This is a genomic window from Bacillus sp. SIMBA_005 (assembly GCF_046535585.1).
GTDB lineage: Bacteria > Bacillota > Bacilli > Bacillales > Bacillaceae > Bacillus > Bacillus pumilus.
The window spans coordinates 99,881-115,157 of record NZ_JAWRWI010000003.1; the positions used below are offsets into that span (position 1 = coordinate 99,881).

Annotated in this window: 13 protein-coding genes; 9 read left to right on the forward strand and 4 right to left on the reverse strand. The window is 41.3% G+C overall.

The features are described 5' to 3' along the window. Window positions 1-54: 54 nt before the first annotated feature. Window positions 55-1,077 carry a quercetin 2,3-dioxygenase gene (locus SB660_RS05750; protein WP_339164818.1) on the forward strand — a complete coding sequence of 341 codons (1,023 nt, stop codon included), beginning with the start codon at window positions 55-57 and terminating at the stop codon, window positions 1,075-1,077. Between the two features lie 151 nt (window positions 1,078-1,228). Next, entirely contained in the window at window positions 1,229-2,362 is a 1,134-nt protein-coding gene (locus tag SB660_RS05755) for a zinc-dependent alcohol dehydrogenase (RefSeq protein WP_058015216.1), read from the forward strand. A 22-nt stretch (window positions 2,363-2,384) separates the two neighbouring features. On the opposite strand, the gene SB660_RS05760 is transcribed toward SB660_RS05755, so the two are convergent. Beyond that, window positions 2,385-2,822: a MarR family winged helix-turn-helix transcriptional regulator gene (locus SB660_RS05760; protein WP_012008812.1), complete on the reverse strand. Its 438-nt coding sequence runs from the start codon at window positions 2,820-2,822 to the stop codon at window positions 2,385-2,387. 261 nt (window positions 2,823-3,083) lie between these two features. On the opposite strand from SB660_RS05760, the gene SB660_RS05765 reads away from it, so the two are divergent. The 4 genes from SB660_RS05765 (at window position 3,084) to SB660_RS05780 (ending at window position 7,677) form a co-directional block, all read left to right on the forward strand. After that, complete coding sequence (locus tag SB660_RS05765) at window positions 3,084-4,592, forward strand: class I adenylate-forming enzyme family protein (RefSeq protein WP_410581728.1); 1,509 nt, start codon at window positions 3,084-3,086, stop codon at window positions 4,590-4,592. A 66-nt stretch (window positions 4,593-4,658) separates the two neighbouring features. Continuing rightward, window positions 4,659-6,041 (forward strand): amino acid permease, encoded by a 1,383-nt coding sequence (locus SB660_RS05770; protein WP_410581729.1) that lies wholly within the window; start codon window positions 4,659-4,661, stop codon window positions 6,039-6,041. Between the two features lie 100 nt (window positions 6,042-6,141). Continuing rightward, the gene (locus tag SB660_RS05775; RefSeq protein ID WP_169057456.1) at window positions 6,142-6,507 is read left to right on the forward strand and encodes a VOC family protein; all 366 of its coding nucleotides are present in this window, start codon (window positions 6,142-6,144) and stop codon (window positions 6,505-6,507) included. Between the two features lie 309 nt (window positions 6,508-6,816). After that, window positions 6,817-7,677 carry an alpha/beta fold hydrolase gene (locus SB660_RS05780; protein WP_058015220.1) on the forward strand — a complete coding sequence of 287 codons (861 nt, stop codon included), beginning with the start codon at window positions 6,817-6,819 and terminating at the stop codon, window positions 7,675-7,677. Window positions 7,678-7,716: 39 nt separating this feature from the next. Here the strand turns inward: SB660_RS05780 and SB660_RS05785 are convergent, their stop codons facing one another. Beyond that, complete coding sequence (locus SB660_RS05785) at window positions 7,717-9,132, reverse strand: alanine/glycine:cation symporter family protein (RefSeq protein WP_058015221.1); 1,416 nt, start codon at window positions 9,130-9,132, stop codon at window positions 7,717-7,719. Window positions 9,133-9,163: 31 nt separating this feature from the next. After that, entirely contained in the window at window positions 9,164-10,144 is a 981-nt protein-coding gene (locus SB660_RS05790; RefSeq protein WP_012008818.1) for a glutaminase, read from the reverse strand. Between the two features lie 517 nt (window positions 10,145-10,661). On the opposite strand from SB660_RS05790, the gene SB660_RS05795 reads away from it, so the two are divergent. From SB660_RS05795 to SB660_RS05805, 3 genes are all read left to right on the forward strand, one after another. Beyond that, the gene (locus SB660_RS05795) at window positions 10,662-11,948 is read left to right on the forward strand and encodes an ATP-binding protein (protein WP_410581732.1); all 1,287 of its coding nucleotides are present in this window, start codon (window positions 10,662-10,664) and stop codon (window positions 11,946-11,948) included. A gap of 4 nt (window positions 11,949-11,952) precedes the next feature. Further along, window positions 11,953-12,894 (forward strand): response regulator, encoded by a 942-nt coding sequence (locus tag SB660_RS05800; RefSeq protein WP_058015223.1) that lies wholly within the window; start codon window positions 11,953-11,955, stop codon window positions 12,892-12,894. 191 nt (window positions 12,895-13,085) lie between these two features. Then, window positions 13,086-14,171: an SEC-C metal-binding domain-containing protein gene (locus tag SB660_RS05805; RefSeq protein WP_058015224.1), complete on the forward strand. Its 1,086-nt coding sequence runs from the start codon at window positions 13,086-13,088 to the stop codon at window positions 14,169-14,171. A gap of 54 nt (window positions 14,172-14,225) precedes the next feature. Here SB660_RS05805 and SB660_RS05810 read toward each other — a convergent pair whose 3' ends face one another. Beyond that, complete coding sequence (locus tag SB660_RS05810) at window positions 14,226-15,266, reverse strand: DUF4352 domain-containing protein (protein ID WP_058015225.1); 1,041 nt, start codon at window positions 15,264-15,266, stop codon at window positions 14,226-14,228. Between the last annotated feature and the right edge of the window lie 11 nt (window positions 15,267-15,277).

The following is a 15,277-nucleotide window of genomic DNA, read 5'->3' on the forward strand; positions in this document are numbered from 1 at the left end:
ATATCAATTGGTCTATATAATAAAGATAGTCAATTCGTCATGAGGAGTGATGGGATGTCGGAGCAACCGCAATCGATCAAGCAATCCGAAGGTACCTCTTTTTATACCTTGTCTGGTTCAGGGAAGCTGTATGGGCTGGAAAATCAGCTTGTTCATGTGCTGGCAGAAGCAACTCGAACGAATCAGCTGTTTGAGCTTGTCTTAATCACAGGTGGGAAAGGAGCTTATTTTCCACTTCACTGTCATGAGCACTTATTTGAAACCATTTTTGTGCTGGAAGGAAAGCTTGAAGTGATTTTGGATGGTAAAAAATATATGGTCACAGCCTTCGATTATATTCATATTCCGCCCAAAACGATCCATGGCTACAGAATGCATAGTCACAAAACAAGATTTATTTCATATACGTTGGGCGGACAAATGACAGATGTCTATCAGCAAATCGGGAAAAAGCTTCAGCTGAACGAATGGCCGATGACTGATCATGCTTTCGATGCAGCCAGCTTTGAACAAGCTGAAAAAGAAAGCGATCTCATTTTGATGCATGGTATCCGGCAGCTGTCAAATACAACAAAGCCCTCCGTTTTATTTCATAGTCAGCTTCCTCAGGCGGTGCAGCCCTATGTATTAGAGGCTGGTGAAGGGAAGCAATATATTGTGGATGGTCAGCTCCATGAGCTGATCGCAACAACAGAAACAACTGGAGGCGGGTTCAGTCATTTTGTGATTGAAGGCACGAAGGGAAAGTATTTTCCTCCGCATTATCATCAAGTACATACAGAAGCACTCTATTGTGTTGAGGGAAAAATGAATCTTCAATTGAACGGTGAGGATATATGCCTGATGCCGGGTGACTTTGCCTATATACCGCCGGATACAATTCACTCTTATGAATTCGTGTCTCATTCTAATAAATTTTTGCTATTGCTGCTCCCTGGAAAGATTGAGCAGTTGTATGAGCAGTTTGAAGAATCACAAAGTCCGAGTATATGTCCTTATTTTATTCAAGAAGGGAACTTGATGATCGATCGAGAGACTTCCTCTCAATATGATTTGGTCTTTATCGATAAAGGATAAATATGTAACGCGTTACACACATGATTGAATAAGCGCCTGTCGAACCGTTCGACAGGCTTTTTTGTTTTTTCATATTCATGATTTGATGCATGAACCATCCTCTCAAGGTGAAGCTATGTACAGATGATTTTCGCTAAAGGAGGAAATGCATGTGAGAGCTGTTACTTACCAAGGGAAAAATAGCATCGCAGTGAAGAAAGTAGATGCACCATCAATTCAAGATCGGGAAGATGTGATCATTCGAATTACATCAACAGCAATTTGTGGATCTGATTTACATTTGTATCAGGGGAATTTCCCGCTTCCAATCGGTTATGTGATTGGGCATGAGCCAATGGGGATTGTGGAGGAAGTTGGCCCAGATGTCACGGCAGTAAAAAAGGGAGATCGTGTCGTTATTCCATTTACCGTTGCATGTGGTCAATGCCAATATTGCCATCACCACTTAGAAAGCCAATGCGACAACTCAAACCCGCACTACGATTCGGGTGGACTTTTTGGATATAGTGAGAAATATGGGAACTACCCAGGAGGACAGGCAGAGTATTTACGCGTGCCTTTTGGCAATTACACCCCGTTTAAGATCCCTGATGATTGTGAGCTGGAGGATGAACAATTGCTGTTCTTATCTGATGTTCTCCCAACTGCTTATTGGAGTGTGGAGCACGCCGGTGTGAAAAAAGGTGATACGGTCATTGTGTTAGGCTGTGGACCTGTTGGGCTAATGGCGCAGCAATTTGCATGGCAAAAAGGAGCAGAACGTGTGATTGCGGTCGATTACATTGATTACCGTCTGCGACATGCAAAACGGATGAGCGGTGTAGAAGTATTTGATTTTACAGAAGATCCCGACATGGGAGAAACGTTAAAGGAGCTGACCAAGGGTGGTGCCGATGTTGTGATCGATTGTGTGGGGATGGACGGGAAGAAGTCGCCGCTTGAAAAAATTGAGCAGAAACTCAAGCTGCAAGGTGGAACGATCGGACCGATTCAAATTGCCACAAAAGCCGTCCGTAAATGTGGAACGGTGCAGATGACGGGTGTGTACGGCGGTCTATACAATATGTTCCCGTTAGGTGCCTTTTTCGCAAGAAACGTCACCCTTAAAATGGGTCAGGCTCCGGCTAGAGGCTACATGTCAAAGCTCTATCAAAAAGTGACAACTGGTGAAATTGATCCTAGGGCGATCATCACACATCAATTGCCGTTAGATGATGCCGCTCATGCGTATCACATATTCAATGATAAGAAGGATGATTGTATAAAGGTCATCTTAAAGCCGTAAAGAAGAAGGCTTAGGAATGTTCCTAAGCCTTTAATGTGTGCTCGTCCATCATTTTCTCAATTAATTCAAAAAATGTTTTTTTATCTTCTTCTGAAAGATGGTTGAACAGTTGATTAACAAGCAATTGGCGGTTGTCGATCATTTGTTTTGCAATTTGTTCACCAGATTCAGAGAGTTCAATCCATACAGTACGGCGGTCATTATTATTTCGAGAGCGGATAATCAGCCCTTCATCTTCTAAGTGATTGAGAGCGGTTGTTGTTGCAGAGGGAGATAATGAAACTTCCTGCAGAATATTTTTCACAGTACATGATTGATGACGATAAATGATGCGTAAAATAAACCCTTTCACATTCGTGACGTTTTTCGGGATGTTCTCTTCATCTATTTGTTTCGTCGCCTTTAAATACTTTGTCAGCGCATGGTCTAATAAACTTGCCTCTAGCTCGAAATGTTGCATTCTCCATACCTCTTTTCCTATTGCATTCGCATTTTCCGATCAATTACTAGGTCTATCTTATCATAATAGTTATCATCATTTAAACCAAAATGGAAGACGGATATAAAATTACCAATATTATCAATTAATATAAAGAACAATTCCAAATTGAAATGATTTTACTTTCAGCTGGTTTTATTTTAGAATGTGAATGAGATAAAATCTGCCAACCCATTCATTGGAAATTGGCTATTGTAAATCAAACGTTTGGAGATGAAGATATTGAATACACTACAGGCATTACTTAACGACAGAATGGAACGCTCATCACAAATTGAAGCGGTAACTGGCGGGGGTGTGTCTTATACATTTGAAGAATATGCAAAGCGCATTGACCAGCTCGCTCATTACTTACACCAAAAGGGGATTCGAAAAGGGGACCGTGTTTGCTTTATTAGTCAAAACCATCATCACTTCCCTACGATTATGCTGGCAGTCATCAAAGCAGGTGCAGTCGCAGTTCCGCTTAGCTGGCAGCTTACTTCCTTTGAGCTAGAAGGTATTTTGAAAAAAGCAGAGCCAAAGGCTTTATTTTTTGATCGTGAATTCCGTGACATCATTGCGGCAGTGAATGTGTCTTTAGAAGATTGCCTGATGGTGGAATCAGGTGTCAATGCGAAAACAACACAGCTGTTTGAAGACATTTTGGCTTCAAATGATGGAAGTAACCTTGCTGAAGAGGTATCAGAAGAGGATCTAGCGATGATTTTATTCACCTCTGGGACAACGGGCAATCCAAAAGGATGTATGGTCGGACACGGACGAATCTATCAATTTTTAAAAAGACGTGGGAATCGAGGATTTGATTTAAGAGGAAAACGGTATTTAGCGAGTCACCCTTTATATCATATGAGTTCGATTAACCATCTCATTGCAGCGGCGATTGAAGGGTATACGCTTGTCTTCTTACATGATGCAACACCGAAGCGCATTTTAGAAACGATTGAGAAAGAAAGAATTACGTTCATGATGGCTTTTCCATCAGCTTACACGTACATGCTAGAAGAAATGAAACGCGGTTCGTATGATCTTTCATCTTTTGAAATTGCGATTTCTGGCGGTACGAAGGTGCCCGTGCGCTTAATTAAAGATTACAAAGAAGTAGGCATTCAGATGATGCATGGCTACGGTAGTACGGAAGCATGGGTTGTGAGTGCGTGGCATCCAGCGATGGGCGAGGATAAAATGGGCTCTGCGGGTAAAGTGGACCCGGATGTAGAAGTGAAAATCGTGCATCCTGAGACAGACGAGACATTGCCAGCTGGAGAAATTGGCGAAGTCGTCATGAGAAGCCCATTTTATTTCTTAGGCTACTATCATCAGCCTGACGCTACAGAGAAGGTACTCAAAGATGGCTGGTTCCATATGGGAGATGCAGGCTATTTAGATGAAGACGGTTTTCTTTTCATCACAGGCAGATACAAAGATGTGATTCTGTACGGCGGGGATAATATCTATCCTGACCAAGTAGAAGAAGTCATTGATCAAATTCCAGGTGTGATTGAATCAGCTGTCATTGGGGTACCGGACGAATTATATGGTGAAGTGCCAAGTGCGTATATCGTAAAAGACGATTCCGTCGATTTTTGTGAAGAAGATGTGGTGAACTATTGCCAGGAACGTTTGGCAGATTACAAAGTACCCTCCATTCATTTCACACAGGAGCTGCCAAAAAATAAGCTTGGTAAAATCATGAAGAAGGATTTACGTGAATTGGTTGTGAATGCGTAGTACCTATTCTGCTATAATGAAATTTGAATGATTTTTTGTTTTTCTAACGTTTTGGAGGGAAAGGGTTTGCGACATATTCTTCGTAAGAAACACATTCACGATTTGTTAGAGCAGAGCAGGCAGCAAAAGGTACAGAAAACGCTGGGCGGGCTCGATCTCACGCTCCTTGGTATTGGGGCAGTGATCGGCACGGGGGTCATGGTGTTAACCGGAATTACAGCGGCTAAGGATGCAGGGCCGGCTGTCATTTTTTCCTTTGCCATTGCAGCGATTGTGTGCAGTTTGGCAGCACTTTGCTATGCAGAAATGGCTTCAGCGCTGCCTGTTTTCGGCAGTGCGTACATTTATTCATATACAACGATGGGTGAGCTTGTCGGTCATCTAATGGGATGGACGTTATTGTCCGTGTATATGCTGACTGCTTCAGCTGTCGCCAGTGGCTGGTCGAGCTATTTCAACAGCTTGCTTGAGGGGTTTGGAATTTCGATTCCCCATCAATTCTTAGTGGGGCCGGAACAAGGCGGATATATGAATCTGCCAGCCATTATCATTGCCTTACTAATTGCGTGGATCTTATCTAGAGGAACGAAGGAAAGTAAAAAATTCAATAATATCATGGTGTTTGTGAAGCTCGGTATTATTGTTCTTTTCATTGTAGTAGGCGGATTTTATGTACAGCCAGCCAATTGGCAGCCATTCATGCCGTTTGGTGCAGAAGGTGTCATTGCCGGTGCTGCTGCTGTGTTTTTTGCCTTCTTAGGATTTGATGCGATTTCTGCTTCTGCGGAAGAGGTGAAAAATCCGCAGCGGAACCTGCCAATTGGCATTATTGGCTCATTACTCATTTGCACGATCATTTACATTGTCGTTTGTTTGATTATGACAGGTATGGTGCACTATACAAAACTGAATGTCACAGAGGCTATGTCCTATGTGCTGCAAAGTGTACATCAAAATAGCGTGGCCGGTATTATTTCTGTCGGTGCGGTCATTGGATTGATGGCTGTGATTTTCGCCAATAATTATGCAGCAACTCGAATTGCCTATGCGATGGGACGAGACGGTCTTTTGCCTAAAATGTTTTCGAAAACAAACAAAAGCGATACGCCTGTTGCAAGCATATGGATGATTGGCGGCATGACAGCTGTTATTTCAGGGTTTATTGATTTAAAGGACTTGTCCAATTTAGCGAATATCGGTGCTTTATTGACGTTTGCGATGGTGAGTTTATCTGTGCTTATTTTGAGAAAGACACATCAGCAGCTTGAGAGGGGATTCCGGGTTCCATTTGTGCCGGTATTACCGATTATCTCAATGGGCTGCTGCTTGTTCCTTATGCTCAACTTACCAGGCCGGACGTGGCTTTACTTTGGTGTCTGGCTGTTAATCGGTGTCGTCATGTACGCAGCGTATTCAAACAAACATAGTGAATTAGCGAAATCCTCATGAGAAAAAGGTGCAAATCCGTTGACGATTTGTGCCTTTTTTCATACGATTTGGGATAAGCTATAAAAGAGAAGATGGACGGAACAAGAGGAGGATGAGGGGTATGATTAGTGTTAGTCCTTATATTGTGGTAGACGATGTGAAGGAATCTCTTCAATATTATCAAGGGATTTTTGGCGGGGATATTCATATTTTAAATGAACATCAAGACCGTGTGCTGCATGCAGAACTGCACCTTGGAGAATCACTGCTTCACTTTTCAGATACGTTTGGCCGCACACCAAAGCCTGAACATCTCAGATTGATTATGCAGTTTGACAATGAAGAAGAACTAAAGGCTGTATATGAAGCGCTGGAAGCTGATGGAGATGTAATGGTCGAATTACAGGATACGTTCTTTGGCGCACTTCACGGACAAGTACAGGACCGCAAAAATGGGTTGATCTGGGTGCTGAATTATATGAAATAAACCAAGACCTTCACCTTCGTGAAGGTTCAGCGTGTAGACAAACCCTCGCATTCGGTGTCAGTCCTGCGTGCTGGTGCTCACGAATGACAAATTCGCTCCGCGCCAGTACTCATCCTTTCTAGACTGCAAAGGTTTTCTATCACGCTGAAAAGAAGACAAAAGGCTAAAATCAAGATCATTTTAGCCTTTTGTCAACAATCTGGACTTTCACCTTCGTGAAGGTTTTTTTGGGAGTGCTTTTATTTTCTGAAAAATGGAAAATATGCTATGTTGGAAGAATAAAAGAACAAGGAGGAAGGTGGCAAAGCGATGGAGCGAATTGAATTTCAATCAATCCAAACAAATGGTGTAACACTTCACACAGCAATGGCTGGACCTGAGGATGGCCCGCTGCTTATACTGCTGCATGGATTTCCTGAGTTCTGGTACGGCTGGAAGAACCAAATTATGCCCCTAGCCGAGGCAGGATATCGTGTCGTCGTTCCTGATCAAAGAGGCTACCATCTAAGTGATAAGCCAGAAGGAATCGAATCCTATGTATTAGATCAACTGAGAGATGATATCGTAGGGCTGATTAAGACCCTTAGTCCGAATCAAAAGGCGATTGTGGGGGGGCATGATTGGGGCGGGGCAGTTGCTTGGCATTTGGCATCCACACGTTCTCAATATGTAGAGAAACTAATCATTGTCAACATGCCGCATCCGCGGGTGATGATGAAGGTTCTTCCGTTTTATCCGCCACAGTGGAAGAAAAGCTCCTATATCGCTTTCTTTCAGCTTCCGAATGTGCCAGAGGCAGCACTCCAAGAAAATCACTTTCAAAAGCTGGATGAAGCCATAGGACTGACTGCAAGACCACATTTGTTCTCGAAAGAAGATGTATTAAGCTATAAGCTGGCTTGGACGCAGCCAGGTGCCATGACCTCGATGCTTAATTGGTATCGCGCGATCAAAAAGGGAGGCTTTGAAAAGCCGATATCTAAACGTATTTTAGTGCCTGTTCGCATGATCTGGGGGATGGAGGACAAATTTTTAAGCAGAAAGCTGGCGAAGGAAACGATGAAGATTTGCCCTAATGGTCAACTGATTTTTGTCGATGATGCTTCTCATTGGATCAATCATGAAAAACCAGAAGTAGTGAACAAACTCATACTCGAATTTTTGAACTAAAGAAAAAAGCTCTGGTCAGGGGACCAGAGCTTTTGTGATTTACCCAATATGATTCTTTTTCAACGAAGCAGGTTCATCGTCCCAGCATTCAATGTTCTCATTGTTTGGAACGGCATTTTTATAAAAGACTGGATCTTTCCCCTCTTTTTTCTGCCGTGAATAATCCTTTAATGCTGCAAAGGCGACTTTGGACAGCATGGTAATGGCAATGAGGTTGACGATGACCATTAAGCCCATAAACAGATCGGCAAGATTCCAAACAAAAGGAACACTTGCTACAGCACCGAATAAAACCATAGCAATGACCGCAATACGGTATCCAATCAACCAGGCTTTGCTTGATTTAAGGAACTCAATGTTCGTTTCACCATAGTAATAATTCCCGATCAGCGTACTAAACGCAAATAAGAAAACCATAATGGCAAGAACTCCAGAAGCCCAAGGACCGATGTGTTCACTCAAAGATGCTTGAGTAAGCTCAATACCTGTTAATTTTGTCGTTTTATATGCACTTGAGAAAAGAACGATAAAGGCAGTACTTGTACAAATAATCAGTGTATCAATTAAGACACCAAATGCCTGGATCAATCCTTGCTTTACAGGGTGGCTCGTCACGGCAGCTGCAGCAGCGTTTGGTGCGCTACCCATCCCAGCTTCGTTTGAGAATAGACCCCGTTTGATCCCTTCCATAATGACGGCACCCATGGTACCACCTGCAAACTGTTCAATACCGAATGCATGTGAAATAATCGTCTGGATCACACCAGGCAGTTCAGTAATGTTTGTAATCATGACAAAAAGAGCAATACCAATATAAGCGACAGCTAAGAAGACCACAATGTATTCAGCCATCTTGGCAATCGTCTTGACCCCGCCGAAAATGATGATACTAAATCCAATAGCCATAATAACGCCTACGATCAAACGATTTGTGCCAAATGAATTTTCAAAAGCAATGGTAATGGTGTTCGACTGTACAGCGTTAAAGACAATACCGAAAGAAATGGTGATTAATACAGCAAATAAAATCCCCATCCAGCGTTTCTTTAAGCCTTTTTCAATATAGTAGGCGGGACCACCGCGAAAGCCTGATGGATCTTTTACTTTATACACTTGGGCAAGCGTACTTTCAACAAAGCTTGACGCAGAACCAATAATGGCTAGAATCCACATCCAAAAAATAGCGCCAGGACCACCCATGGCAATTGCGATCGCAATCCCAGTAATGTTCCCAGTTCCAACCCGAGCCGCCATACTAATAGCAAAGGCCTGGAATGGTGATACGCCAGATTTTTGTTTATTTGTTCCTTCTTTCAGAACGATCACCATTTCCTTCAGCATACGCACTTGAAGGAAACGAGACCTGAATGTGAAATAAAGGCCGACAATAATTAATAGTGCAACAATAATATATGACCATAGAAAACCATTTGTTGTTGTTAATAAACCATTCATAACATCACCTCTTCTAATTCATCCTATTTCTTTAAAAAATACTGAGATCCCACTCTTTGGCGAGCTTTTTCAGCATCATGACACCGGTAATGCTATTACCACAATCATCAATGGCGGGACCATAAATACCGATTCCACAGCCTGTCTGAAACGGGAATTCTCTTCTTGCGCTTGGCGGAACGCAAGCCATAATTCCTCCAGACACACCACTTTTGGCTGGTACGCCTACGAAAGCAGCAAAATTACCAGATGCATTATACATGCCGCATGTCAGCATCAATGCCTTTGTTAGTCTTGCGATATCTTTTGGGATGACTTGGACTTGTTTAAAGGGATGGTAGCCATCACTTGAAATAATGAGTCCAATCAAGGCGATGTCCTCAGTTGTGACCTCGATGGAACATTGCTTTAGGTACACTTCTAATGTCTCTTCGACATCTGATTCTAAATAATTGGTTTCTTTTAAGTAATAAGCAAGAGCACGGTTACGGTGCGCAGTTGCCCATTCTGATTGATAAACCTCTTCATTAACAGATGGACGCTTTCCTATTAAGTTTTCGATTAAATCGAAAATATATGCTAGCTTTTCTGTAGAAGTCTTTCCGGGAAGGATGGAGGATACGGTAATAGCTCCAGCATTAATCATTGGATTAAAGGGCTTCCCTGGTTTATGCATCTCAAGACGGTAGATGGAATTAAATGCATCACCAGTTGGCTCTACATCTACCCGGTCCAAGACGTAAGGAACGCCTCTTCCTAAACAGGCAGCTATAAAGCTGATGACTTTTGAGATACTTTGCAGGGTAAAGGGAACGTCCCAATCACCATATCGTACAGATGATCCATCTGGGCCTATCACGCTGATACCAAGTTGAGAGGAATTCACTTTTCCGAGTGCTGGAATGTAGCCAGCGTTTTGTCCATTTTTGTAATACGGACGAATTTCTTCTGCCCATTGATCAACAGAAGACTGGCATGCGTGTTGTGTATTATTAGAAATTGCTGTTTTCATACGATTCCTCCAATCAAAAATCAAAAAGTACCCTATTGAATTGGCGGATGACAAAAAATGCGATCAAATAGGCACGAAAACATGTTACACATCTTCAAAGAACTTGTCATGCGCTGCTTGTACCACTCCTTTACACCTAAATATATGTTCAAATGAAGGCTTTGGCGGCGAAAAAACAAAAAGGGTTTTTAGTGAAAATTCAGAAAACGCTTACATATAGTTTCACTAAAATTGTTCATTCAATTTATCTTGGAAACTACACAATCTGACGAAAATCTACAGAAAAACTTACAAATAAAAATCAGTTTGTCGATCATTGTCTAAACAATTCCCATTATTGTAGACAATCACCAAAATGCTGAATAGCTGAAAGGTCACCATGCCATCTCGGTGAATAGTCATAAAAAAGGATTTTGGGGAAATAAGGAGCTGTGAAAATTATTTTTTTGTACATTGTGAAGAAAAGAGTCTCCTTGTATACTGTGGCTATGCAAAAAGGGGAAGGGATGTTAGTCATTTGAGTTTAAACCAGCTTGTTAAAAAAGACGCATTCATATTAATTTTTATGGTGGTAATTGTGCCGCTTGCAGGAGAACTGAAGTTTTATCCTGTGAATGAGACGTTCCGGATCAGCTTTGGCGCACCTGCGTTTTTCTTTTGTTTATTACTCTTAAGGAAATCTAGACCGTTCTTGCCCGGGTTTTTAACAGGCGCAGCCATTGTGCTTTTTCGAGTAGGCTTAGATCTAATTCAGCATCATGCTGGTTTCGCCGCATCATTTTATCAGCAATTTCCAAGTTTCTTTTTCTATTTTACATATGCATTCCTGTTCTTTGCCGTCCGTACGGGACGTTTTAAACAGCGCTCTATTTTTATTGGGATCATTGGTCTGATGATTGAATTAGTGGCTGATTTTGTTGAGTTGTTTGTGCAATATTTAGTATTTGATACGACGATGACGCTATCAAAGCTGAGTGATATGTTTCTCATTGCGTTTGCTCACAGTTTTGTGGTGATCAGCTTTTTTAATATGATGAAGCTGTATGAGGCACAATCTAGAGAGAAGCAGATCATGAAACAAAATGAACATATGATGCTGGTCATTTCTAATTTATATGAAGAAACGGTTCATTTAAAGAAAACGTTAAAACATACAGAGCATATTACGCAAGAATCATACAGGCTTTATCGTCTAATGCATGAACATGAAGCAGGCAAGGAAGTGAGTCAGGAACTGTTGAAGCTCGCAGGAGAAATCCATGAAGTGAAAAAGGACAATCAGCGTATTTATGCTGGGCTTTCGAAGCTGATTTCTAAGGAAAATATGCAAGACTATATGAATGCGGAAGAGCTCGTTCAAATTGTCCTCCGCATTCAAGAAAAGTATGCGCTCTCTCTAGGGAAAAACATCTCCTTTACATCTGATATAAAAGGCATTCATTTGCATGATTACCATGTGTTCATTTTCTTATCGCTCATTAATAATTTAATGGCAAATGCGGTTGAAGCCATAAAGGATGACGGAATGATCTCACTCGTATTGAAAGGAAGACATGATAAAATAGAGATTCGGATTGAAGATGATGGCCCGGGAATTCCAGAAAAAATGAGAGACATCGTATTTGATCCAGGCTATACTTCCAAATTTGATGCATATGGAACACCATCAACTGGGATTGGCTTATCCTATGTGAAAGAGCTGGTTAAAGAGCTTGGCGGTACAATTAAAATCGAACAAAGAGAAACAAAGGGAACAGCTTTTCAGCTAATCCTTCCTATACAAAATTTAATACAGAGAGGGTGAGTGTATGCGGTTTTTCATTGCAGATGATGATCGTGCAATACGCTCGATTTTAGGACAAATCATTGAGGATGAAGATTTGGGAGAGGTCGTGGATGAAGCCGATGATGGAGTTGGATTAGAAGCCCATTCATTGAACCTAAAAAAAATAGACATCCTTCTGATTGACCTTTTAATGCCTGTTAGAGATGGCATTCAAACCATACGTCATATTCACCCTGAATTCAAAGGCAAAATCATGATGATTTCTCAAGTAGAGGCGAAAGAAATGATGGCAGAGGCCTATGAATTAGGGATCGAATATTATATTCATAAACCTGTCAATCGAATTGAAATTGTCAGTGTGATTCGAAAAGTCATGGAGCGGATTAAGCTTGAGAAATCGATTTACGATATTCAAGCTTCCCTTCGCCATGTGCTGCCGTTAGAGCCAGTGATTTCTCATAATACGACGGGTGCTGGGTTGAAGAAAAGGACGATGAAAGAGGCGGGGGAATTTCTCTTATCCGAACTAGGAATTGTTGGAGAGAGCGGATCTAAGGATTTACTAGAGATCCTGATCTATTTACATGAAACACAGTCAGCCAATTCTCATGAGGTCAATTTCCCGCCGCTAAAACAGCTCTTTATCAAAACTGCGGAGAGGAAGCTGGATCATGGGGCAACCGATGTAGAAGTGATGAGGGAAGTGAAAGCGGCAGAGCAGCGGATTAGACGCGCTATTCATCATTCCTTGAATCATTTTGCTTCACTAGGATTAACAGATTTCTCGAATCCTAAGTTTGAGCACTATGCGTCGAAGTTTTTTGACTTTACCGATGTCAGCCAAAGAATGAAAGAAATGCAGAAAACCTCTTCATCCGCAGGATCAACTGGCAGAGTCAATACGAAGAAGTTTGTTCAAATCTTTTATTTTGAAGCAAAGCAGTTATTTGAGGGAATGAGCTGAAGAAAATCTATTGGAATGATTGGAGAAAATAAACAGAAAAAGACTGCTATTCCTATGATCTATCGAGATCTTCAAGTATCTTTATTATTTAACTGATCATTCTGATTTTTCTTTTTTCTTGAAAATAAAACTCTCCTGTGCAATCGTTTGTTAAAATAGTGAGGTTAGACTAGAATGTCGGAGGTTTTATTTTGGGAAAAATTAAACGAAATGCGCTCTGCCCTTGCGGAAGCGGAAAAAAATATAAACATTGCTGTGGTCAAAAGTCAGGCGGAGAACAAACGTCTGAGCTTGTGTTTAAGGAAGCTGTACAAGTTCAAAAGGATTTAATGAATTACGCATTCTCTAAACATCAGAGAGCCATCAATCAATTCATTAATGAGTTTTCTTTTCTTGCAGATATGGATAAAGAAACGCAACAAATCTCAGTCTTTCATTTGAGTGTATGGGGCATCTTTTTCCGTCCATTAACCGATCAGAAAGAAACCATCTTCCAAGAATTCCTGACAAAGAAAGCGGAAGATATTACCCGTCCGAAAACAAAACAAGTGGTTCAATCATGGACAGGTATGGAGCCATCTTTGCTTTTATTAAATGAAAAAACGGACGAGTCTCTTTACTTTGAGAATATGGTGACAGCCGAAAAGGTTGAAGTAGATGTAAAACCGGATCAAACAGTGCTGCCTGAAAAGGGAAGTCTCGTACTTGGATTCCCTGTTCAATTTGAAGAAAAAGCAGAGTTTTTCATTCAATATACGATGTTTGCGAAAGAGTTTACAGATACGCTTCTTCTTCAAGTTCGTCAGCTTGTTGAAGCATATGAGGCAAATGGAGGAACGCGCAGCACATTTATGAGAGAATCATTCCCTGATGTGTTGAAGTGTTTGTTTGCGAAGCAAGAAGTAGAAGAATTAGAAACATCTGCTCAAACAGAAGGCGATACAGGTCTAACAGCAGATCGCATGGACTGGGCAAGTGACGTTCAACTGGAAACAGCTAAGCTGATTGAAGACGGAATGAAGGAACACGGGGACCAAAGCCTGACAGATGGCGCTTTAACCGTGTGGAAGGCCTATTGTGATCAGAAATCACCTGTGATCCGTAAAGCAGCATCATTTGCTGCGGGAATCGAATATTACATTCATTCACTTGCAAGTGATGCCCCGCTTTCTCAAGCGCAAATAGCGAAAAAGTATGGCATTAGTGCGTCTACTGTATCGAGCCGTTTTAAAGATATTGAAAAAGCGGTGAAAGAAGAGCAAGAGGCGACGGTATAGCATAAGAAAAGACGCGGCACCTTCATTGTGCCAGCGTCTTTTTTTAGTTCAAGATTATCTTGTTTTAATAAAACCGCTCATGTACTGTGATGTATTATAATCGTTAAGGTCAATTTTCCACTGACCATCCCCATTACGTTTCATTTTCACTTCGTATTCAGCCGGGCTGGAGACTGGGGGAAGCTTCTCGAATTCAGATGCGTACAAGTTTAAGCTTTTCTTATACAATTCTTCTTTAGAGCGGATCTTGCCGTTGTAAAACTCATCTCTTTGCTTGTCTAGCTTGTCTTTTAAGTTAGAGGCATCAATACCTGTTACTTGAGCGACAACCTTCGCCTCGTCATTAGAGATGGTTTTTACACTTGTTTCTACTTTGGTTTTATCCTTCATGGTGTCTTGAATCCGTTTGTACATTGACAGAATATCACGGTCACTTACTTCATTGCCGTACATGCCGGCGGTTCTTTTGAAGTCTTTTACGAACATGTCGTGGTATTTATTCACGACATCGGATTGGTTGTCACCTGTTAAATCTGCAAATTGATCGTTCTTTTTGTCAAATACAATGATATCCGTATAAGCGGATAGCGCTTTTGCAGGGTTATCCAGCTTTTTCGCTGTATCTAATATTTTGTTTCCATCTAGGTTGATTTCAATCGAATCACTGTTTTTCTTGATGCTGTCTTGGTACACGAACTGATATTTTTTCCCTTTGTCTACTAGGAAATAAAGAGCACCTGTTTGAGATTTTCCTTTGTTCAATGAACCGAGGTCAAGACGGTCTTTACTGCCGTAAAATTTTAAATCAGATACTTTGGCATCGTCCTGATAAAGGGAGAAGTCAGAGCTATATAATGATAGAGCTTTGTCACCTTTGTTTGTAATCGTCAGGTTGACTTTTAGCACCAATTCATTGTCTCTTAGTGTAGTTGTTGAGTCTTCTGGTAACGTATATTCGTAGCTATCGACTTTTACCTCTGCTGTTTTTGTTGATTTTTGATCAGCGTTACTTGATTTTGCTGAGCTCTGGCAAGCTGCAGAGATGATCATCACGAACGAAATCATGAGGAGTGCACTTATTTTTTTAAGATTCACAGTTGATGCTC

Bases quoted from the DNA above. Each gene is read 5' to 3' on its own strand.
- SB660_RS05750 (WP_339164818.1), top strand. From the start codon at position 55: ATGTCGGAGCAACCGCAATCGATCAAGCAATCCGAAGGTACCTCTTTT.
- SB660_RS05760 (WP_012008812.1), bottom strand. From the start codon at position 2,822: ATGCAACATTTCGAGCTAGAGGCAAGTTTATTAGACCATGCGCTGACA.
- SB660_RS05775 (WP_169057456.1), top strand. From the start codon at position 6,142: ATGATTAGTGTTAGTCCTTATATTGTGGTAGACGATGTGAAGGAATCT.
- SB660_RS05780 (WP_058015220.1), top strand. From the start codon at position 6,817: ATGGAGCGAATTGAATTTCAATCAATCCAAACAAATGGTGTAACACTT.
- SB660_RS05785 (WP_058015221.1), bottom strand. From the start codon at position 9,132: ATGAATGGTTTATTAACAACAACAAATGGTTTTCTATGGTCATATATT.
- SB660_RS05790 (WP_012008818.1), bottom strand. From the start codon at position 10,144: ATGAAAACAGCAATTTCTAATAATACACAACACGCATGCCAGTCTTCT.
- SB660_RS05800 (WP_058015223.1), top strand. From the start codon at position 11,953: ATGCGGTTTTTCATTGCAGATGATGATCGTGCAATACGCTCGATTTTA.